The following is a 23,789-nucleotide window of genomic DNA, read 5'->3' on the forward strand; positions in this document are numbered from 1 at the left end:
CGGGCATCTTTGGATGGGTGATGTTGAACTCATTTGCTAATTTGTGAATTCGTTGTAAGCTAATGCCGTTATTGCAAAAAATTGCCGGTGAACAACGCCGCGAGTTTAACAGAAAACAACTTGGATCAGCGAGGGTAGATGATGTCCCGAAGCTTGTTGAAATACACCCGAGTTCTGGAAATTGTAGGCGACACGATCAAAGTTCGGGTGCCGGTTGAGGGCGAAGGAAACCCTGCTGTTCGATACAACGACCTCGCCGTCATTGAAACTGTAGATGGCCGAAAAACATTGGCCCAGGCGATCTTCATCGACCGGGATGTTGTGACGCTTCAGGTGTTTTCCGGCACCAAGGGGATTTCGACCGAGGCGACGGCGACCTTTCTTGGTCACCCGATGCAGACACCGTATTCGGCCAATATTCTGGGGCGGGTCTTTGATGGCGCAGGGGTGCCGATAGACGGTGGGCCAGATCTGTCTTCCGAGCCCCGAATCGACATTGGCGGACCGACCGTAAACCCGGCTGAGCGCGCCGTTCCCAACAAAATGATCCGCACCGACGTGCCAATGATCGACGTGTTCAACACATTGGTCGAAAGTCAGAAAATCCCGATTTTTTCAGTTTCGGGTGAGCCATTCAACGCGTTCCTCAGCCGAATCGGCATTCAGGCAGATGCGGACATTGTCGTTTTCGGCGGCTTGGGGCTGATCTTTGACGATTACCACACATTCCGAACTTCGTTCGAGGATGCTGGCGTGTTCTCACGCACTGTGATGTTCGTCAATCAGGCAATGGACCCTTTGGTCGAACGACTGTTGGTCCCTGACATGGCTCTGGCGGTGGCTGAGAAATTTGCGGTGGAAGAGGGCAAGCGCGTTCTCGTTCTGCTGACCGATATGACAGCTTATGCCGACGCGATGAAAGAAGTGGGGATCAGTCAGGAACGCGTGCCGTCCCAGCGGGGCTATATGGGCGATCTCTATTCGCAGCTCGCACGCCGGTACGAAAAGGCGTGCGATTACGCCAAGGGTGGATCGGTCACGGTTCTGACTGTGACAACGATGCCCGGTAATGACGTAACCCACCCGGTCCCCGATAACACCGGCTACATCACTGAAGGCCAGTTCTATCTCCACTCTGGCGTGATTGATCCGTTCGGCAGCCTGTCGCGCCTCAAGCAGAACGTAATCGGCAAGACCACGCGCGAAGATCACGGCCAGATCATGAACACGATGATCCGTTTCTATTCAGAAAGCCGCGATGCCGCGCAAAAGCAGGCGATGGCGTTTGATCTTTCCGACTATGACCATCAATTGCTGAAGTTTGGAGGATTGTTCCGTGCACGGTTCATGAACATCAACGTTTCCATCCCTCTGGAGGAGGCGCTGGATTTGGGCTGGAAGACACTAGCAGAGTGTTTTGCGCCAGAACAATTGTTGATGAAACAGACCCTGATCGACAAGTATTTCCCAAAGGATGCCAATGGCGCGGTTGCAGCTGAATAAATCGTCACTGGCCCGCCAGCAGACGCAGCTGAAAAGCTACGAGCGGTTCCTGCCGTCGCTGGACCTGAAGCGCCAGCAGTTGATGGCCGAACGAGTGAAAGCGCGTGAGGACGTCAAACGCCTTGAGCAAGAGGTGGCGGCCCTAGCGCAGCAGGTGGGTGAAAAGCTTCCCATGCTGGCCCAGCAGGGTATCGATCTGGACGGTCTGGTTGAGCTTAAGGACTACAAGGTCAAAGAGGTCAACGTGGTTGGCGTCAAAATGCCTGACCTTGACCGGATCGAAGTTGTCGTGCGTCCTTATTCCGTGCTTGCCAAACCCCATTGGGTTGATGCCGCCGCGCAGTTGCTACATGACATGATCGAAGCGCGCCTGCGGGTCAAAATCGCCGAGGAGCGCGTGCGCATTTTCGACAAGGCGGTGGCCACGATTACGCAGCGGGTCAACCTGTTCGAAAAGGTTCTGATCCCCCGTGCCAAGGCCAACATCAAGAAGATCCGCATCTATCTGAGTGACGAACAAATGCAGGCGGTCGTGCAGTCAAAAATCTCTAAACGCAAACACGCGCGAGAGGTTTTGACATGAGCGTCGCACGTTTGAAGAAGATGTCTCTGATCGGGCCGGCAGCCCAAAAATCGGACACGCTTGAGGCGCTGCAGGACCTTGGCTGTATGCATGTTCTACCGCTTGTTCCCCCGCCGAATGAACCTGAAAAGATCAGCGAACGTGGTGCAAGAGAAGCGTATAAAGCATTGCGTTTCCTTGCAGAAGTTCCCGAGCCGAGGCGCCAGATTCAGCGAGACCCCGGTTTTGACATGGACCGCTTTGTGCATGAGGTGACTGACCTCATGCAGCGCACTCGGAATACAATGGACCGGCGGGACTTTCTGGCGCATCGTATCGCTCAGGTGCGGCCTTGGGGTGATCTGGACTTCCCGCCAACGGATGTTTTGGCAGGCAATCGGCTGTGGTTCTATCAGTTGCCACTCAAACACCGTGAAGCTCTGTCTGGCGTCAAACTGCCTTGGGCGATTTTGGAAGAAGACCACCGATTTCTTTACGCGGTCCTGATCTCACCCGACGAGCCCGACGATGACATTCTTCCGATCCCGCGCACGCATGTGGGTTCGTTGCCCATTCACGAGCTTGAGGCGAAACTGGAGGAGGCCGAAATCGCGCTTGAGGCCTTAGAGGCAGAGCGCGTGGCGCAAACCCGCTATCTGACCTTGATGCGCCGGAACCTGTCCGTTGCAGAAAGCGCCGCCGAACTGGCTCATGCAAAGCAGAAAGTACGCGATGAAGAGGCAGTTTTTGCTGTGCAGGGCTGGGTTCCCAAAGACCGTATGGACGCTGTATTGGAATTGGCGAAAGCGAAAGATGCGGCAGTTCTGATAGAAGAACCGGGGCCAGAAGATACCCCGCCCACATTATTGGAACAGCCTGAAAAACGTAGTTCTGCTGTGGACTTGGCGCTGTTTTATCAAGTGCCTGGCTATAAGGATTGGGACCCCAGCGTGATCGTTGCGGCCTCGTTCGCGTTCTTCTTCGCAATGATCGTAGCAGATGCGGGGTACGGGGTCGTCATTCTGCTGGGCCTTTTGCTGTTCTGGAAGCGTATGGGCGCGACTGCGGCACAGCGATCGTGGCGTCTTTATGGGCTGATCGTTGCTGGGGCTACAATCCTCTACGGCATCTTGGTCGGCAGTTACTTTGGGGTTTCTCCATCTGAAGGTTCGATCTGGGCAAAGCTCAAGGTGCTGGATTTGAACAATTTCGGCGCAATGATGATGGTGTCGATTGTGGTTGGTGTCTTGCATCTGGTTCTGGCCAACGCATTAGCGGCCCATGCTGCGTGGGGGCAACGCAAGGCGATTGCCAATCTGGGTTGGATTGCTGCCTTGATCGGCGGGTTTGTACTGTGGCTCAGCTATATGAACGGCAAATCACCTGTGCCGGGGTCGGCGATCCTGATCCTCGGCGTTGTGGCGATTGTCTTGTTTTCCAGTGAGCGGATGATCCAGAAGCCGACAGACTGGATCTGGCGTCTGATTGAGGGCTTGCAAAGCCTAGCAGGGGCGATGGGCGCGTTTGGCGATGTCCTCAGCTATATGCGCCTGTTTGCGCTTGGTCTGGCTTCGGCGTCGCTGGCGATCACGTTCAACGATCTGGCCGTTTCCGTCATGCTGGCGCTGAAAGGGCCGGGAATTCTGTTTGGGCTGCTGATCCTGATCATCGGTCACGTTTTGAATTTCGCGCTCGCCATGATGAGCGGCGTCGTCCACGGCTTACGTCTCAATTACATCGAATTCTTTAAATGGGGTCTGCCGGATGAAGGCATCGTGTTTCGTCCGTTTGCCCGCAAGGAGGTTCAGGAATGAATGAGCTTGTTCTTACACTGGGTTGGCTGGGCATCTACGCGCCTATGGCGTTGGGGGCTGCGGCAAGCGCCATTGGCTGTTCGATTGCGGGGATGGCTAGTATCGGAGCCATGACAGAAACCGAAGGCGGCTACGGGCGTTTCGTGGGTGTGTCGGCCTTTCCGTCCACGATGGTGATCTATGGGATTGTCATCATGTTTACCCTGAACCGCGACGTGACGCCGGAAAACGCAGGCGGATTGTTCGGCATTGGTATCCTGTCCGGCATTGCACTGATGTACTGCGGCATCTGGCAGGGCCGGGCCTGTGCAGCGGCAATCAACGCCACCAAGGAAAAGCCCGAGATTTTTGGCCTCGCGCTCGCACCGGCTGCGATTATCGAAGGCTTTGGTGTTTTTGCCTTTGTATTCGCTTTGGTCATTAGTGCGGGGATCAGCTGATGGCACAGACCGGAGCAATTTCACATGGCGTTGATGCCCTGATCGACAAGCTGCGCAACGATGGGGTTGCCGCAGGTCAGGCCGAAGCCGAGAAGCTACGCGAAGACGCCAAGGCCGAGGCAGCGCGCATTCTGGCGGATGCAAAACGCGAAGCCGATGAGTTTAAGAAGAAAGCCCGCACAGAATCCGACAACTACCGTGCAGCGGGTGAAGAAGCGTTGAACACCGCGATGCGGGACGCCGTGTTGACCATGAAGGCCGGTCTGACGGATCGCTTCAAAGAAGACGTTGAACGCCTTGTGACCAAAGAGATGTCCGATCCTGAGCTTCTTAGGCAAATGATACTGGAGGTTGTCGGTCGGGCCAGTGAGGGAGCCAATCTGGACGGCAAGGTTCAGGTCATTTTGCCTGCCAAGGTCGCCACGCAGGAAGACATCAAGCAAAACGCGGATGACGTTCAATCTGGCCAGCTGACGAAGTATGTTCTTGGACTGACGGCGAAGATGCTGCGCGAGAATGTCGAACTGCATGTGGCAGACGACACCCAAGAAGGAATCCGCGTTCGCGCAGAGGACGAGGGAGTCGTTCTGGACCTGACCGACAAGGCGGTGGCTTCGTTGTTGATGGAACATTTGCAACCCCGGTTCCGCGCCGTACTGGAAGGGGTCATCCGCTGAGATGTCAGAGCAGGACGCCTATATCGCATTGATGTGCAGTCTTCCGGGGTCGGAGCGCTTGTTTGTTGCCAAACAGCCTCCGCTTTCGCGCATTAGGCTCGACCGTCGGTTGACGGCTCTGACAGCGGATGATGCCAAGGTCTTGAATGTTCTTGAGCACACGCTGAGCTGGAGCGCCTATGACATGGATGTCACTGACGTACAGGCAATCCAGCGCTGTAAACAGGCGTTGAAGGACATCCCACAGCCCACCTTGCGCAAGCTCTTTATGGAGCGCATGGAACTCCGCTCGGTTGTTGCAGCACTGCGCCTGAGAAAACGCGGAGAACCCGCGCCTTCAGGCTCGTTCGGCGTCGGACGATGGAGCCGCCACATTCCAGCCCACTGGACCGATCCTACATTTGGGCTGGATACGCCCATGCCGTGGCTGAAAGAGGCGCACCAATTGCTCGAAGACGAAGACCCACTTGGACTGGAACGTCTGCTTTTGTCGATTAGCCACAAGCAACTCAAGCGACACGCAGCCCGCCACATGTTCGATTTTGAGGCGGTCGCTATCTATGTCCTGATCTGGAATATTTTTGACCGCTGGGCGCAAAGCAGCGCCACGGAAGCGGCCAAGCGATTTGAAAAGCTGGCGCAGCAGGCCATGGCCGATGTCGCCGATTTTGATTTTGAGGGAGCAAGCGCATGACAGCCCCAACCTCAGCTAAGCAAACCTCGACCGCACGGGTCGTCTCGGTTCAGGAAGGGCTTGTGCAAATACAAGGCAACCCGGACGCGACCGGTCAGCCAGGCCAATTGGTCAAAAACGAGGTGGTGTTCATCCTGCCATCGCGCCCCAGTCCCGGTGGGCGTCAGGAACGTCTGAAAGCCGAAGTGCTGCGAGTGCGTGGCGATACTGCGGACGTACAGGTCTATGAAAGTACCGACGGCGTGGCTGTTGGCGATCCGGTTGAGCAATCGGGTCAGTTGCTGTCGGTTGAGCTGGGGCCGGGACTATTGGGGCAGGTGTTTGACGGGTTGCAATCGCCTCTGCCCAAAGTGGCCGCCGAATTTGGCACCTTCCTGCCACGCGGTGCAGATGTGGCGCCCTTGGATGAGCTGGCGAAATGGTCCTTTACGCCTTCGGTCAAGGTTGGCGACGCAGTAACTGCCGGGGACAGTATCGGGACGGTGCCCGAGGGTCACTTCAGCCACAAGATCATGCTGCCATTCAATTGGTCCGGTATATACAAGGTGGTCTGGGTGCAAAAGGGCGCAGCCACAATCCACGACATTGTCGCACGCCTTGAAGACGAAAACGGGGGCGAGCATACTCTGACACTGTCGCAGAAATGGCCGGTTCGGCGGCCATTGCCGGAAAACATCCTGAAACGCACGTTGTCCGAGCGCCTGTATCCGACCGAGCCTGTTCTGACTTCACAACGTTTGATCGACACGTTCTTCCCGATCGCACGCGGTGGAACCGCCTGTATTCCCGGGCCGTTCGGGGCAGGCAAGACCGTGCTGCAGAACCTGATCGCACGGAATGCACAGGTCGATATCGTGATCGTTGTGGCCTGTGGCGAACGTGCGGGTGAGGTGGTGGAAACCATCGAGGAATTCCCGAAGATGACCGATCCGACCACGGGGGGCAGCCTGATGGATCGGACAATTATCATCTGCAATACGTCCTCGATGCCGGTTGCCGCGCGCGAGGCGTCGATCTTCACTGGCATTACGTTGGGCGAATACTACCGGCAGATGGGCTATGACGTGTTGCTGATCGCCGACAGCACCAGTCGCTGGGCGCAAGCCATGCGTGAAACTTCGGGTAAGCTTGAGGAAATCCCCGGCGAAGAAGGGTTCCCCGCCTATCTGGAAAGCTCCATCAAAGGGTTGTACGAACGCGCAGGGGCTTTGAAAACCAACGACGGTGATCTGGGCAGCCTGACGCTGATCGGAACGGTTTCACCTGCGGGCGGTAATTTTGACGAGCCTGTAACTCAGTCCACCCTGTCGACGGTCAAGTGCTTCCTCGGCCTGTCGTCCGAGCGCGCCTATAAACGCTTTTATCCGGCGGTTGACCCGATGCTCAGCTGGTCTCGGTACACAGATCAGTTGTCGGATTGGTACGACAAGAATGCCGAACCCGGCTGGACGGGTAAAGTGCGCGACCTGATCGCTCTGATCGAAAAGGGTGAACAGGTTGACCAGATGATGCAGGTCACGGGGGAAGAGGGTGTCACGATCGACGACTTTGTAACACAGCAAAAAGCGCTGTTTGTTGACATGGTCTACTTGCAGCAAGACGCCTTCGACAAGGTCGATGCGACCGTTCCGCTGGAGCGGCAGAAAATGACGTTCAAGCTTATCTATGATGTCACGCAATCCAAAGCGGCCTTCTCGGACAAAGCCGAAGTACGGCAAGTGTTTACGCAGCTGACCGGGTTGATAAAGAACTTCCATTATGCGGCGGAAAACACACCAGAATACAAATCGATTTGGACGCAGATCAAAGATCTTTGCCGCGAAAAATTCGGAACTTAGGCAAGGAAATGGTAGCCCGTAGGGGAATCGAACCCCTCTTTCCAGGTTGAAAACCTGGCGTCCTAACCGATAGACGAACGGGCCATTTGGTAGTGGCGCAAGCACAAGTGGTAGCCCGTAGGGGAATCGAACCCCTCTTTCCAGGTTGAAAACCTGGCGTCCTAACCGATAGACGAACGGGCCACGCTGGCTTGTGGAGGGCCTTTTACGGTTTCACCGTGACCCCCGCAAGCGGAAAAATGCAGGGATGTGAAAGTTTTTTGGGCCACTGTCGCAGAGCGCTAATTTGCCTCTGCTGCATCCTCCAGCCTGAGTTGCACCGATTGGCGCCCGCCCCATGTATTCAACTCAAGCCGTCCCGCGAAATGGAAACGCGCGCCACCATGATTTGACAGCTTCTCGCCCATGGGTCCGTCAAAGGCGCCAAAGGCAATTGCGTCGAGCCCACCGCCCATGCCATCGGCCAGCGACAGTTTCAGATGTGTTTCCCCGACTCGTTTAGCAAAGCGCACCTGAAGGTCCGGCAAAGCATAGCGTGGGGCAGGGGCGCTGGCGCCAAATGGTCCCGCCTTTTCAACCTGTTCTATCAGATCAACCGTCGCCGCGCCGGGCATGAGTGCGCCGTCCAGTTTCAGGTCAGCCGGGCCGCTCTGACCGGCCCCTTGTTTGGCCAGCAACTCGCTCAGACGCTCCATGGCAGGTTCAAGCTTGTCGCGCATCACCGTCAGACCCGCCGCCATCTTGTGGCCGCCGCCCTTGACCAACAGACCTTCAGCGGCGAGACGCTGGATTGAGGCCCCCAGATCAACGCCCGAAACTGACCGACCCGAGCCTTTGCCTTCATCCCCATCAAAGCCAATCACGATGGCCGGGCGGTTGGCGGTTTCCTTCAGGCGCGATGCTACGATCCCCACCACGCCGGGGTGCCAGCCTTCGCCCGCCGCCCACACCAAGGGCGCGTCCAGGCCACGATCCTCGGCCTGTTCCATGGCTGCCGCGCGAACAGCGTTCTCAATATCACGACGTTCTGTGTTCAACGCATCCAAACGCTCTGACAAAGCTTGCGCTTCGTGCGGGGACTCTGTGCTTAGCAATCGCGCGCCCAGATCAGCTTGACCGATCCGTCCGCCTGCGTTCACACGAGGGCCCAGCAGAAATCCAAGATGATAGCTGTTCGGCGCGGTATCCGTGCGCGAGACATCGGACAGGGCCACAAGACCGGGGCGCCGCCGCTGCGCCATCACTTTCAAGCCCTGCCGAACCAAAGCGCGATTGGCATCGATCAAAGGTGCGACGTCGGCCACGGTAGCCAGCGCCACCAGATCCAGCATCGACATCAGGTCCGGCCCCTTCGCTCCTGCTTCGCGCAATTGTCGTCCGGCTTCGACCAGCATCAAGAACACCACACCTGCTGCGCAAAGATACCCCAGATCGCCGCTTTCGTCCTGGCGGTTCGGATTCACGACAGCGACGCAATCGGGCAGGGTTTCGCCCCCAAGATGATGATCCAGAACGATCACGTCGGCCCCCTTGGCCGCTGCGATCGGGTCATGGCTAAGCGTCCCGCAGTCAACGCAAATGATCAGATCATGCGCTGCCGCTAAATCCCGCATGGCAGGTACATTGGGGCCATATCCTTCGTCGATGCGGTCTGGCACATACAGCGTCGCCTGCAAACCCATATGGCGCAGCCAGACCATCAGCAGCGCGGCAGAGCTGCCGCCGTCGACATCGTAATCGGCAAACACAGCGATTTTCTGACGATGTCTAACCGCGTCAAGAAAGCGTGTCGCTGCAACCTCCATGTCTTTCATCGCACGCGGGTCGGGCAGCAATTCCTTGAGCTTTGGGTCAAGGAAACCGCGAGCCTCCATCACCGGCACACCGCGTCGGGCCAGAACCTGGCACACCGCGCGTGGCAGATCAGTCTGCTGTGCCATCATTTCTGAGGCGCGCTCGACTTCGGCGCTGGGGCCAACCCAGCGTCGCCCCGTCAATGATTGTTCGACTCCTAGAAAACTCATCGCTCGCCTCTTATGCGCCAAGGCCGGACCCTCGCGGACCCGGCCTTTTCATTTTTTCAGAAATACTCTCGCCAAAGGCAATGGCGCAAGCCGTCACGCCTTGTCGTGCGGCCAGGTGGGCGTGCGATAGGACATGCGGCGCACCGACCCTGTTTTGGACCGCATCAGCAGGGTTGTGGTTTCAACCCAGCCCGGTTCACGTTTGATGCGCGGCAGCAGCGAACCGCCTGTGACACCGGTTGCAGCAAAGATCACATCTGCGGTCACCATCTCGTCACGCGCATAAACGCGATCCAGATCCGTGATGCCTGCTTTGGCGGCGCGCCCACGTTCGTCGTCGTTGCGGAACAAGAGGCGACCAAAGATCTGACCGCCCATGCATTTCAGCGCGGCGGCAGCCAGAACGCCTTCGGGCGCACCACCCTGGCCCATATACATGTCAATGCCGGTCACTTCGCTTTCGGCACAATGCATGACGCCAGCCACGTCACCATCGGTGATGAGGCGGATCGAGGCACCGGTTTCACGTACTTCGGCGATCATGGCTTCATGGCGCGGACGCTCCAGAATGCAGACGGTGATGTCGGCCGGTTTACAACCTTTGGCCTTTGCCAAAGCTTCGACCCGTTCACGCGGGGACATGTCCAGATTAACCACGCCTTCAGGCAGGCCCGGACCAACGGCCAGCTTGTCCATGTACACATCCGGCGCGTGCAGCATAGACCCACGCGGACCCATGGCGATCACGGTCAGTGCGTTAGGCATGTCCTTTGCGGTCAGCGTAGTGCCTTCCAGTGGGTCCAGCGCGATGTCTACACCGGGGCCGTTTCCGGTGCCGACTTCTTCACCGATATACAGCATCGGCGCTTCGTCGCGTTCACCTTCACCGATCACAACAACACCGGCAATGTCCAGCAGGTTCAACTGCTCGCGCATGGCGTTTACAGCCGCCTGATCGGCAGCTTTCTCATCGCCGCGCCCCACCAGCGAGGCCGAGGCCAGTGCAGCCTGCTCCGCCACCCTTGCCAGCCCCAGAGACAGCAGGCGGTCGTTGAAATCGGTCTTGGCAGCACTCATTGTTCATTATCCCTTGGTCAGTAAAGCCGTTTCTTTCGGCATAGCTTGCGTTTCATGCGGGCTGCAAGATCAAACCTTTTCAATCCGCAGCGCAACAGGCTCACCTGCCACTACATCCGTATTGCGGAAACCGTCCAGCGCCACGTTCAGTGCGGCGCGGGTGGTTTTGTGCGTAACGATTAGAACGGGGGCTGTGCTTTCCGCGTGCGCGTACTGGCGCATCCGGTCGATCGAAACGCCCGCGTCGCCTAGAATAGCCGCAACTTTTGCCAGAGCACCGGGTTTGTCTAACAGGCCAAGCCGCAGGTAATAAGGCGCAGGCAGGCCAGTGACCGCGGGCTTGGCAGCCTCGAGCGATGTAGCAGGGCGGCCGAAGGTCGAAATCTGCATCCCGCGCGCCAGATCACAAACATCGCCCATCACCGCGCTGGCGGTGGGGCCTTCGCCTGCACCGGGACCGCGCAAAACGATCTGCTCGACCGAGTCGCCTTCGATCACCACCATATTGGTGCCACCCTCCAGCTGACCCAGCGGAGAGTCGCTGGGTACGAGGCAAGGTTGCATACGTTGCTCTAGCCCGCGTGCGGTGCGCTGCGCGACACCCAGCAATTTGATGCGGAAACCCATGTCGTCGGCCTGATCGATATCATCGAGGCTGATGTGCTGAATGCCTTCAATCTCGATGCCATCGAAATTCGGCTTGGTGCCAAAGGCAATCGAGGCCAGAAGCGCCAGTTTATGTGCAGCGTCGATGCCGCCCACATCCAGATTGGGGTCGGCCTCAAGATAGCCAAGCTCGGCGCATTCATCGAACAGGGCGTTATACCCCTGACGCTGTGATTGCATTCGGGTCAGGATGTAGTTGCAGGTGCCGTTCATCACGCCCATAACACGCGTGATTTCATTCCCGGCCAAACCTTCCGTTAGGGATTTGATTACCGGGATACCACCAGCAACAGCAGCCTCGAAGCGGATGACACGACCCGCAGCTTCTGCCTGTTCTGCCAGTTCTTGTCCGTGGATGGCAAGCAATGCCTTGTTGGCAGTGACAACATCCTTGCCCGAGGTCAAAGCGGCCTCGACCGACGCCTTGGCGGGTCCGTTTTCGCCGCCCATCAACTCGACAAAAACATCGATATCGTCGCGTTTTGCCAGTGCCACCGGATCGGTTTCCCAGGCATAATCCGACAGGTTTACGCCACGATCCTTGTTGGGATCTCGTGCTGACACGGCCACGATCTCAATAGAGCGGCCCGTACGCGCTTTCAGCAAGTCGGCATGGCGGCGGACAATCTTTACGACACCGACGCCGACCGTTCCCAAGCCCGCAATTCCCAGCCGCAGTGCCTGTGTCATGTCGTATGTCCCTTTCCGCCGGATTCTAACTGTATTCGGACGTTTGTCCGATCAGCGCTGCATTAGCGGGTTCGGGCCAAGGGTGCAATCCGTCACCGGGCGAATGTGGAGGTGAAATGCTGTGCGTTAGTTGGTTTGTGCGTTTTGCAGCGCTTGGGCCTTTTGGGCGAGCGCTTCGCTTCGCTGCGTTAGGTCTTCTTCGACCGTGGCAGCTTGGCTGACCGGATCAATGGCAGGTCCCAGTGTTTCTTGCAGAGGAACAAGGCGCGGGTAGGGAGCTTTTTTCACCGAGGCCGGTTCACTGCCTTCCAACTCGGGGAAATCTGCGCAGCCGGCGCAAAGAAGGATAAACGACAGTACAGGCAGCAGTTTCATAGGGTGCGCTTTTTTGTTTTGTGTGCCGTATTGTGATGCACCTTTTGGGGCTGTCGATCAAGCGGGGTTCTATCTGAACAATTGTTCAGATATCGTAGGTACATGGCACGAACTCAAGGCTCTCACTCGGACATAACCGGCCCGCGCATTCGCAAGGCTGCTCTGAACTTGTTTGCACGACACGGCTATGCCGCCGTTTCGATGCGGCAGATCGCGAAAGAAGTCGGAGTGCAGGCTGGGGCGTTGTACAATTACACGCCGGACAAGCAAAGCTTGTTGTACCGATTGATGCGTGAACACATGCAGGAGTTGTTGTCTGCATTTAGCGAATTGCAGGGCGGCGAAGACGCTCCACAAGCATTGCGCCAGTTCGTCGGGTTTCACATTCGCTTCCACCTGCAACGCCCTGATGAGGTCTTCATAGCCTATATGGAGTTGCGAAATCTCTCGCCAGAAAACTTCGCCGAAATAGAAGACCTTCGTCGACAGTACGAAAACGCGCTGGAAAACATCCTTCACGCGGGGCAGCAGGCCGGTCAGTTTGCAATTCCAGACACTAAGATTGCGACGCTTGCCGTGATTGCCATGTTGAACGGTGTGATGACCTGGTATCGATCCGGTGGCCGATTGTCGCTGGATGAGGTCGAACAGATCTATTGGAACATGGTGCACAAGGCAGTGACGGCCTGACAACGTCAAGCCGCCAATAGGTCAGTGCGCGGGGCGAATGAACGTCCCGTTTCGCAGCTCCCGAAACGCTTGTTCCAGTTCGGCCCTTGTGTTCATCACAATTGGACCGTGCCACGCGACTGGTTCATCAATCGGAGCACCAGAGATCAACAAAAACCGAACACCTTCCTGGCCTGCCTGAACGGTGATTTCGTCCCCGGTGCCAAAGCGGACAAGGGTCCGGTCGCCAGACATATCGCGGATGTTGACCTCTTGCCCGGCGACCTCTTTTTCCAACAGCACGCCTGTTGGCTGCGAAGCGTCGGCAAAGGCGGCCTGACCCTGGAACACATACGCGAAGGCTCGGCGATAGGTGTCGATCCGAAAGGTCTTTTTCACACCTGCGGGGATCGAGATGTCCAGGTATTGCGGGTCTGCCGCGATACCATCCACCGGCCCGGTCTTACCCCAGAAGTCTCCAACAATCACACGAACAGTTGTGCCGTCGTCATCGATGATTTCGGGAATGTCTTTGCGTTGAACATCCTGATAGCGAGGGGCGGTCATCTTCTGATCCGAGGGCAGGTTGCCCCACAATTGAAATCCGTGCATCTGCCCCGAGGTGTTTCCGTGCGGCATTTCCTGATGCAGTATACCTGACCCGGCCGTCATCCATTGCACGTCGCCCGCACCCAAGGTGCCGGTGTTGCCCAATGAGTCGGAATGCTCGACCGATCCGGCCAGAACATAGGTGATTGTCTCGATCCCGCGATGCGGATGCCAGGGAAATCCGGCCTGATAGTCCTGCGGCCTTTCGTTCCGAAAGTCGTCAAACAGAAGAAAAGGGTCCAGTTCCGACGGGTCTTGAAACCCGAACGCACGATGCAGTTTCACTCCGGCCCCTTCCATCGTGGGAATGGCCTGACGCGTTTCCAGTGTAGGTCTGAGCGACATGATAAACTCCGGTTCGTTTGAGCAGCATGTAATCTCTGCGCCTGTGCAGTCAATTTGCGCGAACAAACCGAACCTGTGCGAATTTGCAACTTAACCAACCCCCTGTTGTTTCCCATTCAAAGAAGCTAAATCGAGGGGAACAAATCGGGAGATCTTGATGCAGGACGACGTGTTGGCAACGATTCAGGCATCCTCGCCCAGACGCTGGGCCGGGGTAGGGATGCTGACAACGGTCGGGGCGCTGGTGACGTATGTTGCCTTGGCGTCGCCGCCCGAGCCGATGTGGCAAGTGTTTTTGTTTGCTGTGGGTGGCGCATCCCTGTGGCTGGCCTACCGCGTCTGGCATGCGACACAGGATTGCATAGAACTGACTCAATCCGAACTACGCACGGGCTCGGGTCAGATCATCGCAAGAATCGAAGATATTGAGACTGTCGATAGAGGTGTTTTTGCCTTCAAACCGTCAAATGGCTTTCTGGTTCGCATGCGCCACAAGATGTCATACAAATGGGCACCAGGGCTTTGGTGGAGGCTTGGTCGTAGGGTGGGCGTGGGCGGCATGACAGCTGCCGCCGAGGCCAAGTTCATGTCAGAGGCTTTAAACGTTATTATCGCAGACAAAGGGCGTCTTCGCTAAATTGCACGCCACTTCGTTTGTGAATCTCGGCCTGGTAAAGATGAAGTTTTCAAAGGTAATTCCAGTGGCGAAGTCCCAGCCGGGTCTAAATGTCGGAATATACTCGTTTGATGTCTCGACCAGAATGAGCGTGTCCTGATTGGTCATCGGCGGCAGACGGGTTTCGATTTCGTCGATGTTGTTGTTGTCCCACGATTGCTCAAAACCGCGTACAGTGGACCACCGCACATAGTGACGGTCATCGTCTTCGTCGAATAAGATAAGCGACACCCGCATTTTCATCTCAGACCGATTATTGATCATCTTGCCCGCCAAATCGTGAAGCGAGTCGAAATATGTATCGGTTACGGCTTGAGTTTCACGTGAGATTAAATCGCTGATTGTATAAGCGGCCTTAAGATTCGACGCGCTTTGACGAAACCCTTCGAACGCTGTGAAGGTGAACGTGATCGTCCACAACATAAGCGGGAAGATCATAAGCGCTTCAACGGAAAGAATACCGCTTTCATCGTTCTTGAAGCCTTTGATGCGGTTTTTTAAATTACTGAGTGTAGACATGATCTTACAGCGGCTCCTGTACAAATGCTGTCGTCGCGGTGACTGCGTAATGGCCAGTGTCATCGGGAACAACTTTTGCAATTGCGGACGCCTCCAGAATTGGATCGATACGCAAGCAGGCCCGCAAGATCATCAACTCGTTGGATTGCCCACTTTTAAAGTCCAGCACGGGTTTTGGATCTTCCGAGCTGTCAGTGCATGGAACTTTGTCCGAAAGAACGATACCTGTGAACGCATCTTGTTGGATCATCTGCAGTCGCAGGTTCCCAACACAGTCCGTGATGCCAGATACGTCACAAATCCTTGTCTTGATGTCGTCGTGGTTCCAGTTGGTACCAGTGCCCAAACGAATGTCCCTCACGATAAGGTCAACTCCGCGTTCCAACGCCGCGTGACGCATCGTGATTAACGACAGTTCGGCACCCGCGACAAGAAATGCCAAGAAAAACGGAACAAGCATGACAAACTCGATCGTCGCGCTCCCCGTCTCGGACCTACGAAACGGCCCGAGTTTCGACAGCATTCTGCGGATCATTGGGTCAGCCTCAATTTATGGATGGAAGAGGCGATGGATTCGAATGCTTTTTCAAGGTCGAGTCCACTAACATCATAGACGTGGCTGTCCGAGCTTGCGCAGTCTTTGAGCGTTCTGAAGCCCGCACGCGGTGCTTCAAATGCGATGCCATAGACAATAATACCTTGGTCTTTCGCTGCACCACACACATGTTTCGTGTGCTGGTTTTTCGCCGAAGTCTCTACTTTCGAGTAGGCTTTGGAATACCATTCCGCCCAACCGCTGGATTGCCAGTAGTAATTGTATCTGGCGTTCCAGGCCAATGAGACACGGTTAAACAGCTCGGGATAGGTCAGGCGAACCGCCGTTCCGGTTTCCTTGTTCAATTCCGTCTCAGGCTCGGGGTTTCCGAAGGGATGATCCGCCCAAGCGTTTTGCTGGGGCCAGAAATAGTTCGGTCGGCCCTCGGAGTGATACACGGTATACTCACCAGCATCGGAATTGTACCAAACGTCTGACATACCTTCGCGCAGCGCAGGATTGAGCATGTATTGGTCTGTGTTCTGACCGTCCGTCATTACGATGATTATTTTAAGAACGTTCGAGTCGTAGCTAGTCGGACGTGCCGAGAACTTGCCGGGAACAATTGTTGTCGATGGATATGCCGGGTCTTGTTCCGTCGACAGTTGCTGTACAATTGGCTGCGTGCTGGGGTCCAAAAGGGCAGTTCCCCACTTCACTCCGATATCAATCGATGTGTTCCCACCCGGCGTGAGCGATGCGATTTGCCCAAGGAGCTTAGGCATATTATCGGTCACAGGAGTGATTGCGCTGCCTGCGCGAACTGGGCAAACGGGCAGGGCGATTGAACCTTCGGAATAGGTGAAAGGATCGAAATGAGCCGTGCGTTCCAACCTATCACCTACGTGCAGGTCGGCATCGCTGTACTGTTCCGGAATAAAGTTCACGCAATGCGAATAGCTATGCTCCTGCGTAACGTCGGTAAACTTGTCCAGAATTGACGCGCCAGCGTTGACCTGCGTTGCGTATGGTACGATTGAGATAGAAATCTCGCCATTGCCGGATTTGTCGAGCATAAGCTTGACAAATTCGGACGCTGCCTGCTGCAGAACCTTGATCTTGGATTCCCCAGGTGTCGCAGATGCTTGAGACATGGATCCGGAAATATCAACGACCAGCGAAATCTCTACCGCACCAATCGATTCTTCCGCTGCGCTGGTGGCCTTCATACCCAGTTCGGTTACTTGTCCGTAACGCAGGTATCGAGTCTCCATGACCGCTTCAGCAGACGCTGTTACTGATCTGGAACCAAAACCTTCGACCACTGTGGTAACGGCATTGAGGTTTCCCAGTCCAGCTTTGTCCATATACGCGTCTACAACGTCTTTGGCAGGAAGTTGCTGGTCAAGGTCAGCCGCGGCCAGGACTGCACGGTCCAAAGTGGATTGCAGGCTCGCGCGGTCGCGTTCATACTTCATGAATTCCATCGACATGCCTGTGACCGCAAGCATGAGAACCATCATAAACAAAACAAAGATAGTGAATGTACCATCTTCTTCTTTGGCAAACTTGCGAATTTCGGAAGCGCGACGCTTGAGTGTCGAACCGTTATTCTGAAGCGAGTATTTAATCATTTTGATGACTCCGCTCCGCACATGGAGTTCGTGCGATATGAAAAGAGATTTGGGTTAAATTTAATTTTCAATCATGGCGTGAATTGGGCGAAAAAGGCTTGGTTTTAGCCTTTTTACGCGTATTTCGGGTATAAAACTGTGCGCCGTTACCGTTCTGTCGATGAAATGAAAACAATTCATTAACTGTTGAGGCGATTGCCCGACTCACCTCGTTTGGTGACGTATTTGTTAACGAAATGATGAAAAAAAGTGCATTGTTTGATTGCAGCCTGACGCAACTGGTGCGACAAAACGTCATGACGTTACGTCTGGTATCGATACGGAGGAATGTATGACCGGCATCAAAGAACCCAGCTTTCGTGAGAGTGTTGATCTGATGTTCAACAGGGCAGCGTCACTAATGGACCTGCCGCCAGGGCTGGAACAAAAGATCCGGGTGTGCAACGCGACGTATACGGTTCGTTTCGGGGTGCGTCTGCGGGGTGAAATCCACACGTTTACTGGCTATCGCTCAGTCCACTCTGAACATATGGAGCCGGTCAAAGGTGGTATTCGTTACGCCACTGCCGTTAACCAGGACGAAGTTGAGGCGCTCGCTGCGCTGATGACCTACAAGTGCGCGCTTGTCGAAACACCGTTTGGTGGATCGAAAGGCGGGTTGTGCATTGATCCGCGTCAGTATGAAGAGCATGAGTTGGAACAAATCACTCGGCGCTTTGCTTATGAACTTGCGAAGCGTGACCTGATCAACCCGTCGCAAAACGTACCGGCCCCTGACATGGGCACGGGCGAACGTGAAATGGCGTGGATGGCTGATCAATACGCGCGCATGAATACGACTGATATCAATGCACGGGCCTGTGTGACCGGCAAGCCGCTGAATGCAGGCGGTATAGCCGGGCGGGTTGAGGCAACCGGGCGCGGCATTCAATACGCGCTGCGCGAGTTTTTCCGTCATCCCGAAGACATCGCCAAGGCGGGGCTGGAAGGCAGCCTGGACGGAAAGCGCGTTGTTGTGCAGGGGCTTGGCAACGTGGGTTACCACGCGGCGAAGTTCCTCAGCGAAGAAGATGGCTCTCGCATCGTGGGGATCATCGAATGGGATGGCGCGCTGTACAACCCCGACGGTATCGACGTGGAAGCGGTTCGGCAGTGGATCGTCAAACATGGCGGCGTCAAGGACTACCCTGATGCGACCCACTCGGCCGAAGGTGCAAGTGTGTTGGAAGCGGATTGCGACATTCTGGTCCCGGCGGCCTTGGAGGGGGTGATCAACCTGTCCAATGCCGAGCGGATCAAAGCACCGCTGATCATCGAAGCGGCGAACGGTCCAGTGACGGCGGGTGCGGATGAAATCCTGCGAAAAAAGGGCACGGTGATCATCCCGGACATGTATGCCAACGCAGGTGGTGTGACGGTCTCGTACTTCGAATGGGTCAAAAACCTCAGCCATATCCGCTTTGGCCGGATGCAGCGACGCCAGGAAGAAGCGCGCCATGAACTGATCGTCAGTGAATTGGAGCGTTTGGACCGTTATCTGGGCGAGGCCTGGTCGATGTCTCCGGATTTCAAAGCCAAATACCTTAAAGGTGCGGATGAGTTGGAACTTGTCCGGTCGGGCCTGGATGACACTATGCGCATTGCCTATCAATCCATGCGCGAGGTCTGGCACAGCCGTGATGATGTCGAGGATCTTCGGACCGCGGCCTATATCGTCGCAATTGACCGTGTGGCCAGCAGCTATCGGGCCAAGGGGCTATGATAACGGCCGGAGGGGGAGGGCGTTCCACCCCCTCCGCAACGCAAAACCCTGAACACGTTTCCCAAATGGTAATGGCGGGTCTGTCTGTGGGCGGGTAAGCTACGGTCAAACCAATGATTCCGGGAGACCTCAATGTTGCGTATCGCTATCGCTGCCGTTGTGCTTGCCACACCCTTGGCTGCAGCTGAAACCAAGGAACAAAGCTGCAAGTATCAGGCCGACGTCGTTGCCGCGATCCAGCAGGCGCGTCTGGATAGGGTGAAGGAGCGCGACGTTCCGAAGGCTGTGGCTGACAGTGGCCCGACCTGGCCCGAGAATTACAATGCCGCAATCCCACTGATTACGCCTTGGGTCTACGAACAGAAGATGCGAGACGTGCGCAAGAAAGATTTGGGCGCGGCCTGGTTGGAGCTGTGTTTGCAGCAGTAATCCACATTCCCGCATTTCCTTGTGGATAAGCCCACGCCATCCCCTTGGCGTGGGTTTTCATTTCTGGCAGGTTTGATCCATGTCTTTGCCCCCCGGATTTCTGGATGAGTTGCGCACCCGGCTAAGCCTGTCTCAGGTCGTCGGGCGCAAAGTCATGTGGGATCAGCGCAAATCTAATCAGGGCAAGGGTGATATGTGGGCTCCGTGCCCGTTTCACCATGAAAAGACTGCTTCGTTCCATGTCGATGACCAGAAGGGCTTTTATTACTGCTTCGGCTGCCACGCCAAAGGCGACGCGATCAGCTTTGTGAAAGAGACCGAGAATGTCTCGTTTATCGAAGCAGTCGAGATACTGGCGCGTGAGGCTGGGATGCCCATGCCCACACGCGATCCCAAAGCGCAGGAAAAGCAGGACCGCCGGTCGCAACTGGCCGATGTGATGGAGCAGGCGGTGCAGTTCTTCCGCCTGCAGCTCAAGACCGGTGCAGGGGCGACTGCACGCGATTACCTTGCGGGCCGAGGGCTGGATGCCCAGGCGCTGGATCGGTGGGAGATCGGATTTGCCCCGGACGGCTGGCAGGCGCTGTGGGATCATTTGCGCGGTAAGAATGTGGCTGAGGATCTGATCCTTGGGGCGGGGCTGGCCAAGCCGTCGAGCAAGGGTAAGAAGCCCTACGACACCTTCCGAAACCGCATCATGTTCCCCATCCGCGATGCGCGTGGACGCTGTATCGCGTTTGGTGGTCGGGCGATGGATCCCAATGACAACGCCAAGTATCTGAACTCTCCCGAGACCGAGTTATTCGACAAAGGGCGCAGTCTCTATAACCATGGTCCTGCGCGGCAGGCGTCCGGCAAGGGGCAGCCTCTGATCGTGGCTGAAGGGTATATGGACGTAATCGCGCTGGCCGAGGCGGGTTTTGGAGCATCAGTTGCCCCTTTGGGCACCGCCATCACCGAGCATCAGCTGCAATTGCTCTGGCGTGTTTCCAATGAACCGATCATCGCGCTTGACGGTGACACGGCGGGTCTGCGTGCGGCGATGCGCGCCGTCGATCTGGCCTTGCCGTTGCTCGAGGCAGGAAAATCTCTGCGCTTTGCTTTGATGCCAGAAGGCAAAGACCCCGATGATCTGTTGCGGGCAGAAGGGCCGGGGGCCGTGCAATCGGTGTTGGAAAGCGCCATTCCGATGGTCAAACTGCTGTGGCAGCGCGAAACCGAAGGTAAGATTTTTGACAGCCCCGAGCGCAAGGCGGCACTGGATAAATCCCTGCGGGAAAAGCTCAAGCTGATCCGTGACCCGTCGATCCGATCGCATTACGGGCAAGAGATCAAGGATTTGCGCTGGCAACTTTTCCGTCCCCAGCGCCAACCACAGAACCGACAGTGGCAACCGCGTGGTAAGTGGCAACCGCCGCAATCGGCAACGCCGGGTGCGCGGGCGTCTTTCCTGGCATCGTCCGAGACCGCTGATATTCAACTGCGCGAGGCGGCCATTCTCGCCATTTCTATCCTCAACCCACAGGTCGTTGTCCAGTTCGAGCACCAGCTTGAAGACATGGAATGTCTCAACCCCGAATACGCTGCCCTGCGGGACGCCATTCTGCGCCACGCGATTGATGATCCGGATCATCTGAAAGACCACATTGTGGATTCTTTAGGTCACCAGCCCCTTGAAAACCTGCTGGCCCTTCGCCATGTCGCAGTGATCCCCTGTGTGTACAAACCGGGCGATGTTGAAAAGGCCGAGATGACACTGGCCGAGGAACTCGCAAAGATCAAAGCGCTCCGGGGGTTGGATGCTGAGATAGCCGAAGCGGCGGAGGAATTGTCTGATCTGGCCGATGAGGCGCTGACATATCGGCTGGCGCAAGCCGCTGAAGAGCGCAACCGAACAAGCCGCAGCCAGAACGAAGACAGGGCCGTTTTCGACATTGCCGACAATGGAGCGCGAATCAACCGCGACGAGAAAGACTCGTTCGAGGCAATCATGTCCGGTATCAATTTCGAGCGGAAACGCCGGTAAACTGGTGTTTTCATAAGGCACTGGAAAAGAAAAACGGGTAAACGGGTGGCCGAATCACTTCTAAGCGCTAATGATTCGGTTCAAACGAATCACCCATCCCTGCAGGAGCATTGAATGGCCGCCAAAGACACGACCGAAGATCGCAAATCCGAAGAGCAGGAACAGGAAATCTCGCTGGACATGAGCCAGGCCCAGGTCAAGAAGATGATCGCCGAGGCCCGCGAGAAAGGTTACATCACCTACGACCAGCTCAACCAGGTTCTGCCACCGGATCAGGTCAGCTCGGAACAGATCGAAGACGTTATGTCGATGCTGTCCGAGATGGGCATCAACATCATCGAAGATGAAGAGGCAGAAGAGGAAGAGAACAAGGGCTCGACCGAACTGACCACCACCGAAAGCAACCGTGAGGTTGCGCTGGCCGGGGCCGCCACCGAAAAACTGGATCGGACCGACGATCCCGTTCGCATGTATCTGCGCGAAATGGGATCGGTTGAACTGCTGAGCCGTGAAGGCGAGATTGCCATCGCCAAACGGATTGAAGCCGGCCGCAACACCATGATCGCTGGATTGTGCGAAAGTCCGTTGACGTTCCAGGCGATCACAATCTGGCATGACGAATTGCTGTCCGAAGACATTCTTCTGCGCGACGTCATCGATCTGGAAACCACCTTTGGCAACCAGATGGACGAAGACGGCGATGTGGAAGAACCAGTGGTCGACACGTCCGCTGTGCAGGCGGCCAAGCCTGCGAAAGATACCGGCCCCGAGCTGGATGCTGACGGCAACCCGCTGAACAATGACGACGATGACGACGACGATGATCAGGCCAACATGTCGCTGGCCGCGATGGAAGCGGCGTTGAAGGATCAGGTTCTGACCACGCTCGAACGCATTTCGACCGATTTCTCGATGTTGTCGGAAATGCAGGACAGCCGGATTTCAGCCACCCTGAACGAGGACGGCTCGTTTAGTAAAAAGGATGAGGAAACCTATCAGAAGCTGCGTGCCGAAATCGTTGAACTGGTGAATGGACTTCACCTGCACAACAACCGGATCGAAGCGCTGATCGACCAGCTCTACGGTATCAACCGTCGAATCATGTCTCTGGACAGCGCGATGGTAAAACTGGCGGATCAGGCACGCATCAACCGTCGTGAGTTCATCGAAGCGTACCGGGGCCGCGAACTGGACCCGAACTGGCTGGCAGAGATGGCTGAAAAGCCGGGCCGTGGCTGGCAAATGTTCATCGAACGCTCGACCGCCAAGGTTGAAGAACTGCGCAACGACATGGCGCAGGTCGGTCAGTATGTTGGTCTCGATATCTCGGAATTCCGCCGCATCGTGCAGCAGGTTCAAAAGGGTGAGAAAGAAGCCCGTCAGGCCAAGAAAGAAATGGTCGAAGCCAACCTGCGTTTGGTGATCTCGATCGCCAAAAAGTACACGAACCGTGGCCTGCAATTCCTTGATCTTATTCAGGAAGGCAACATTGGCCTGATGAAAGCGGTGGACAAGTTCGAATACCGTCGCGGCTACAAGTTCTCGACCTATGCGACTTGGTGGATCCGTCAGGCGATCACGCGGTCTATCGCGGATCAGGCGCGGACGATCCGTATCCCGGTTCACATGATCGAAACGATCAATAAGCTGGTCCGCACGGGACGCCAGATGCTGCACGAAATCGGTCGCGAGCCGACGCCGGAAGAGTTGGCCGAAAAGCTGCAGATGCCGCTTGAGAAGGTTCGCAAGGTGATGAAGATCGCCAAGGAACCGATCTCATTGGAAACTCCGATTGGCGACGAGGAAGACAGCCAGTTGGGCGATTTCATCGAGGACAAGAATGCTGTGCTGCCGCTGGACAGCGCCATTCAAGAAAACCTCAAGGAAACCACGACACGGGTTCTGGCCTCGCTTACGCCGCGTGAGGAACGCGTTCTGCGGATGCGTTTTGGCATCGGTATGAACACCGATCACACCTTGGAAGAAGTGGGTCAGCAATTCAGCGTGACCCGCGAACGGATTCGTCAGATCGAGGCGAAGGCGCTGCGCAAGTTGAAGCACCCCAGCCGATCTCGAAAACTGCGGTCTTTCCTGGATCAGTAAGTCCAAAGGCGCCTCGTCCGAGGCGCCTTTTTTATTCGGTCTTCACGATGGCCTGTTCTCTTATCACATTGGCGGGAAATCACACGGGATGGGCGGCGTCCCTGTCTATATCTGTTTTGTCC

Annotated in this window: 21 protein-coding genes and 2 tRNA genes; 13 read left to right on the forward strand and 10 right to left on the reverse strand. The window is 56.2% G+C overall.

Annotated features, from left to right (window positions below; all coding sequences use genetic code 11):
• Window positions 1-141: 141 nt before the first annotated feature.
• The 7 genes from GOV91_RS17365 to GOV91_RS17395 are packed head-to-tail and all read left to right on the forward strand — an operon-like array spanning window position 142 to window position 7,528.
• Window positions 142-1,503: a V-type ATP synthase subunit B gene (locus tag GOV91_RS17365; RefSeq protein WP_171174905.1), complete on the forward strand. Its 1,362-nt coding sequence runs from the start codon at window positions 142-144 to the stop codon at window positions 1,501-1,503.
• Window positions 1,481-2,086 (forward strand): V-type ATP synthase subunit D, encoded by a 606-nt coding sequence (locus GOV91_RS17370; RefSeq protein WP_171174903.1) that lies wholly within the window; start codon window positions 1,481-1,483, stop codon window positions 2,084-2,086. The genes GOV91_RS17365 and GOV91_RS17370 overlap by 23 nt, the downstream gene beginning before the upstream one ends.
• A complete protein-coding gene (locus GOV91_RS17375) occupies window positions 2,083-3,879 on the forward strand; it encodes a V-type ATP synthase subunit I (protein ID WP_171236427.1) in 1,797 nt (598 codons plus the stop codon). Before GOV91_RS17370 ends, GOV91_RS17375 begins: the two co-directional genes overlap by 4 nt.
• Entirely contained in the window at window positions 3,876-4,319 is a 444-nt protein-coding gene (locus GOV91_RS17380; protein ID WP_152457528.1) for an ATP synthase subunit C, read from the forward strand. Before GOV91_RS17375 ends, GOV91_RS17380 begins: the two co-directional genes overlap by 4 nt.
• A complete protein-coding gene (locus tag GOV91_RS17385) occupies window positions 4,319-4,996 on the forward strand; it encodes a hypothetical protein (RefSeq protein ID WP_171236428.1) in 678 nt (225 codons plus the stop codon). Before GOV91_RS17380 ends, GOV91_RS17385 begins: the two co-directional genes overlap by 1 nt.
• A gap of 1 nt (window position 4,997) precedes the next feature.
• The gene (locus GOV91_RS17390) at window positions 4,998-5,690 is read left to right on the forward strand and encodes a hypothetical protein (protein ID WP_171236429.1); all 693 of its coding nucleotides are present in this window, start codon (window positions 4,998-5,000) and stop codon (window positions 5,688-5,690) included.
• Window positions 5,687-7,528: a V-type ATP synthase subunit A gene (locus GOV91_RS17395; RefSeq protein WP_171236430.1), complete on the forward strand. Its 1,842-nt coding sequence runs from the start codon at window positions 5,687-5,689 to the stop codon at window positions 7,526-7,528. The genes GOV91_RS17390 and GOV91_RS17395 overlap by 4 nt, the downstream gene beginning before the upstream one ends.
• Before the next feature lie 9 nt (window positions 7,529-7,537).
• Here the strand turns inward: GOV91_RS17395 and GOV91_RS17400 are convergent.
• From GOV91_RS17400 to GOV91_RS17425, 6 genes are all read right to left on the reverse strand, one after another.
• Window positions 7,538-7,612: transfer RNA gene (locus tag GOV91_RS17400), tRNA-Glu, on the reverse strand.
• Between the two features lie 24 nt (window positions 7,613-7,636).
• Window positions 7,637-7,711: transfer RNA gene (locus GOV91_RS17405), tRNA-Glu, on the reverse strand.
• A 98-nt stretch (window positions 7,712-7,809) separates the two neighbouring features.
• Window positions 7,810-9,552: a single-stranded-DNA-specific exonuclease RecJ gene (recJ, locus tag GOV91_RS17410; protein WP_171236431.1), complete on the reverse strand. Its 1,743-nt coding sequence runs from the start codon at window positions 9,550-9,552 to the stop codon at window positions 7,810-7,812.
• Window positions 9,553-9,645: 93 nt separating this feature from the next.
• Complete coding sequence (gene glpX, locus GOV91_RS17415) at window positions 9,646-10,629, reverse strand: class II fructose-bisphosphatase (protein WP_171182592.1); 984 nt, start codon at window positions 10,627-10,629, stop codon at window positions 9,646-9,648.
• A 69-nt stretch (window positions 10,630-10,698) separates the two neighbouring features.
• Complete coding sequence (locus GOV91_RS17420) at window positions 10,699-11,985, reverse strand: homoserine dehydrogenase (protein ID WP_171236432.1); 1,287 nt, start codon at window positions 11,983-11,985, stop codon at window positions 10,699-10,701.
• Between the two features lie 126 nt (window positions 11,986-12,111).
• Window positions 12,112-12,360 (reverse strand): hypothetical protein, encoded by a 249-nt coding sequence (locus GOV91_RS17425; protein WP_171236433.1) that lies wholly within the window; start codon window positions 12,358-12,360, stop codon window positions 12,112-12,114.
• 102 nt (window positions 12,361-12,462) lie between these two features.
• Here GOV91_RS17425 and GOV91_RS17430 point away from each other — a divergent pair, with 102 nt between their 5' ends.
• On the forward strand, window positions 12,463-13,050 hold the full coding sequence (locus tag GOV91_RS17430; RefSeq protein ID WP_171174885.1) for a TetR/AcrR family transcriptional regulator: 588 nt from the start codon (window positions 12,463-12,465) through the stop codon (window positions 13,048-13,050).
• Window positions 13,051-13,071: 21 nt separating this feature from the next.
• On the opposite strand, the gene GOV91_RS17435 is transcribed toward GOV91_RS17430, so the two are convergent.
• Window positions 13,072-13,983 (reverse strand): pirin family protein, encoded by a 912-nt coding sequence (locus tag GOV91_RS17435; RefSeq protein ID WP_171236434.1) that lies wholly within the window; start codon window positions 13,981-13,983, stop codon window positions 13,072-13,074.
• Between the two features lie 157 nt (window positions 13,984-14,140).
• Here GOV91_RS17435 and GOV91_RS17440 point away from each other — a divergent pair, with 157 nt between their 5' ends.
• Window positions 14,141-14,620: a hypothetical protein gene (locus tag GOV91_RS17440; RefSeq protein WP_171174881.1), complete on the forward strand. Its 480-nt coding sequence runs from the start codon at window positions 14,141-14,143 to the stop codon at window positions 14,618-14,620.
• Here GOV91_RS17440 and GOV91_RS17445 read toward each other — a convergent pair.
• From GOV91_RS17445 to GOV91_RS17455, 3 genes are read right to left on the reverse strand one after another with little or no spacing between them, the layout of a single operon-like run.
• The gene (locus GOV91_RS17445) at window positions 14,582-15,178 is read right to left on the reverse strand and encodes a TadE/TadG family type IV pilus assembly protein (RefSeq protein ID WP_171174880.1); all 597 of its coding nucleotides are present in this window, start codon (window positions 15,176-15,178) and stop codon (window positions 14,582-14,584) included. The two genes, GOV91_RS17440 and GOV91_RS17445, sit on opposite strands and share 39 nt — an antisense overlap.
• Before the next feature lie 4 nt (window positions 15,179-15,182).
• Window positions 15,183-15,713: a TadE/TadG family type IV pilus assembly protein gene (locus GOV91_RS17450; protein ID WP_171174877.1), complete on the reverse strand. Its 531-nt coding sequence runs from the start codon at window positions 15,711-15,713 to the stop codon at window positions 15,183-15,185.
• Window positions 15,710-17,347: a TadE/TadG family type IV pilus assembly protein gene (locus GOV91_RS17455; RefSeq protein ID WP_171236435.1), complete on the reverse strand. Its 1,638-nt coding sequence runs from the start codon at window positions 17,345-17,347 to the stop codon at window positions 15,710-15,712. Before GOV91_RS17455 ends, GOV91_RS17450 begins: the two co-directional genes overlap by 4 nt.
• A gap of 331 nt (window positions 17,348-17,678) precedes the next feature.
• Between GOV91_RS17455 and GOV91_RS17460 the strand changes: the two genes are divergently transcribed.
• From GOV91_RS17460 to rpoD, 4 genes are all read left to right on the forward strand, one after another.
• Window positions 17,679-19,109, forward strand: coding sequence for a Glu/Leu/Phe/Val dehydrogenase (locus GOV91_RS17460; RefSeq protein ID WP_171174873.1), 1,431 nt, complete (start codon window positions 17,679-17,681; stop codon window positions 19,107-19,109).
• A 132-nt stretch (window positions 19,110-19,241) separates the two neighbouring features.
• Window positions 19,242-19,538 carry a hypothetical protein gene (locus GOV91_RS17465; protein ID WP_171174871.1) on the forward strand — a complete coding sequence of 99 codons (297 nt, stop codon included), beginning with the start codon at window positions 19,242-19,244 and terminating at the stop codon, window positions 19,536-19,538.
• A gap of 79 nt (window positions 19,539-19,617) precedes the next feature.
• Window positions 19,618-21,564 (forward strand): DNA primase, encoded by a 1,947-nt coding sequence (gene dnaG, locus GOV91_RS17470; protein WP_171236436.1) that lies wholly within the window; start codon window positions 19,618-19,620, stop codon window positions 21,562-21,564.
• A gap of 114 nt (window positions 21,565-21,678) precedes the next feature.
• Window positions 21,679-23,667 carry an RNA polymerase sigma factor RpoD gene (gene rpoD, locus GOV91_RS17475; protein WP_171174868.1) on the forward strand — a complete coding sequence of 663 codons (1,989 nt, stop codon included), beginning with the start codon at window positions 21,679-21,681 and terminating at the stop codon, window positions 23,665-23,667.
• The last annotated feature ends 122 nt before the right edge of the window (window positions 23,668-23,789 follow it).

This window comes from Ruegeria sp. HKCCA6837 (assembly GCF_013034475.1).
In the GTDB taxonomy this organism is placed as follows: domain Bacteria; phylum Pseudomonadota; class Alphaproteobacteria; order Rhodobacterales; family Rhodobacteraceae; genus Ruegeria.

Coding starts and splice junctions, on each gene's coding strand:
- GOV91_RS17365 (WP_171174905.1), top strand. CDS start 142: ATGTCCCGAAGCTTGTTGAAATACACCCGAGTTCTGGAAATTGTAGGC.
- GOV91_RS17370 (WP_171174903.1), top strand. CDS start 1,481: ATGGCGCGGTTGCAGCTGAATAAATCGTCACTGGCCCGCCAGCAGACG.
- GOV91_RS17375 (WP_171236427.1), top strand. CDS start 2,083: ATGAGCGTCGCACGTTTGAAGAAGATGTCTCTGATCGGGCCGGCAGCC.
- GOV91_RS17380 (WP_152457528.1), top strand. CDS start 3,876: ATGAATGAGCTTGTTCTTACACTGGGTTGGCTGGGCATCTACGCGCCT.
- GOV91_RS17385 (WP_171236428.1), top strand. CDS start 4,319: ATGGCACAGACCGGAGCAATTTCACATGGCGTTGATGCCCTGATCGAC.
- GOV91_RS17390 (WP_171236429.1), top strand. CDS start 4,998: ATGTCAGAGCAGGACGCCTATATCGCATTGATGTGCAGTCTTCCGGGG.
- GOV91_RS17395 (WP_171236430.1), top strand. CDS start 5,687: ATGACAGCCCCAACCTCAGCTAAGCAAACCTCGACCGCACGGGTCGTC.
- recJ (WP_171236431.1), bottom strand. CDS start 9,552: ATGAGTTTTCTAGGAGTCGAACAATCATTGACGGGGCGACGCTGGGTT.
- glpX (WP_171182592.1), bottom strand. CDS start 10,629: ATGAGTGCTGCCAAGACCGATTTCAACGACCGCCTGCTGTCTCTGGGG.
- GOV91_RS17420 (WP_171236432.1), bottom strand. CDS start 11,985: ATGACACAGGCACTGCGGCTGGGAATTGCGGGCTTGGGAACGGTCGGC.
- GOV91_RS17425 (WP_171236433.1), bottom strand. CDS start 12,360: ATGAAACTGCTGCCTGTACTGTCGTTTATCCTTCTTTGCGCCGGCTGC.
- GOV91_RS17430 (WP_171174885.1), top strand. CDS start 12,463: ATGGCACGAACTCAAGGCTCTCACTCGGACATAACCGGCCCGCGCATT.
- GOV91_RS17435 (WP_171236434.1), bottom strand. CDS start 13,983: ATGTCGCTCAGACCTACACTGGAAACGCGTCAGGCCATTCCCACGATG.
- GOV91_RS17440 (WP_171174881.1), top strand. CDS start 14,141: ATGCAGGACGACGTGTTGGCAACGATTCAGGCATCCTCGCCCAGACGC.
- GOV91_RS17445 (WP_171174880.1), bottom strand. CDS start 15,178: ATGTCTACACTCAGTAATTTAAAAAACCGCATCAAAGGCTTCAAGAAC.
- GOV91_RS17450 (WP_171174877.1), bottom strand. CDS start 15,713: ATGATCCGCAGAATGCTGTCGAAACTCGGGCCGTTTCGTAGGTCCGAG.
- GOV91_RS17455 (WP_171236435.1), bottom strand. CDS start 17,347: ATGATTAAATACTCGCTTCAGAATAACGGTTCGACACTCAAGCGTCGC.
- GOV91_RS17460 (WP_171174873.1), top strand. CDS start 17,679: ATGACCGGCATCAAAGAACCCAGCTTTCGTGAGAGTGTTGATCTGATG.
- GOV91_RS17465 (WP_171174871.1), top strand. CDS start 19,242: ATGTTGCGTATCGCTATCGCTGCCGTTGTGCTTGCCACACCCTTGGCT.
- dnaG (WP_171236436.1), top strand. CDS start 19,618: ATGTCTTTGCCCCCCGGATTTCTGGATGAGTTGCGCACCCGGCTAAGC.
- rpoD (WP_171174868.1), top strand. CDS start 21,679: ATGGCCGCCAAAGACACGACCGAAGATCGCAAATCCGAAGAGCAGGAA.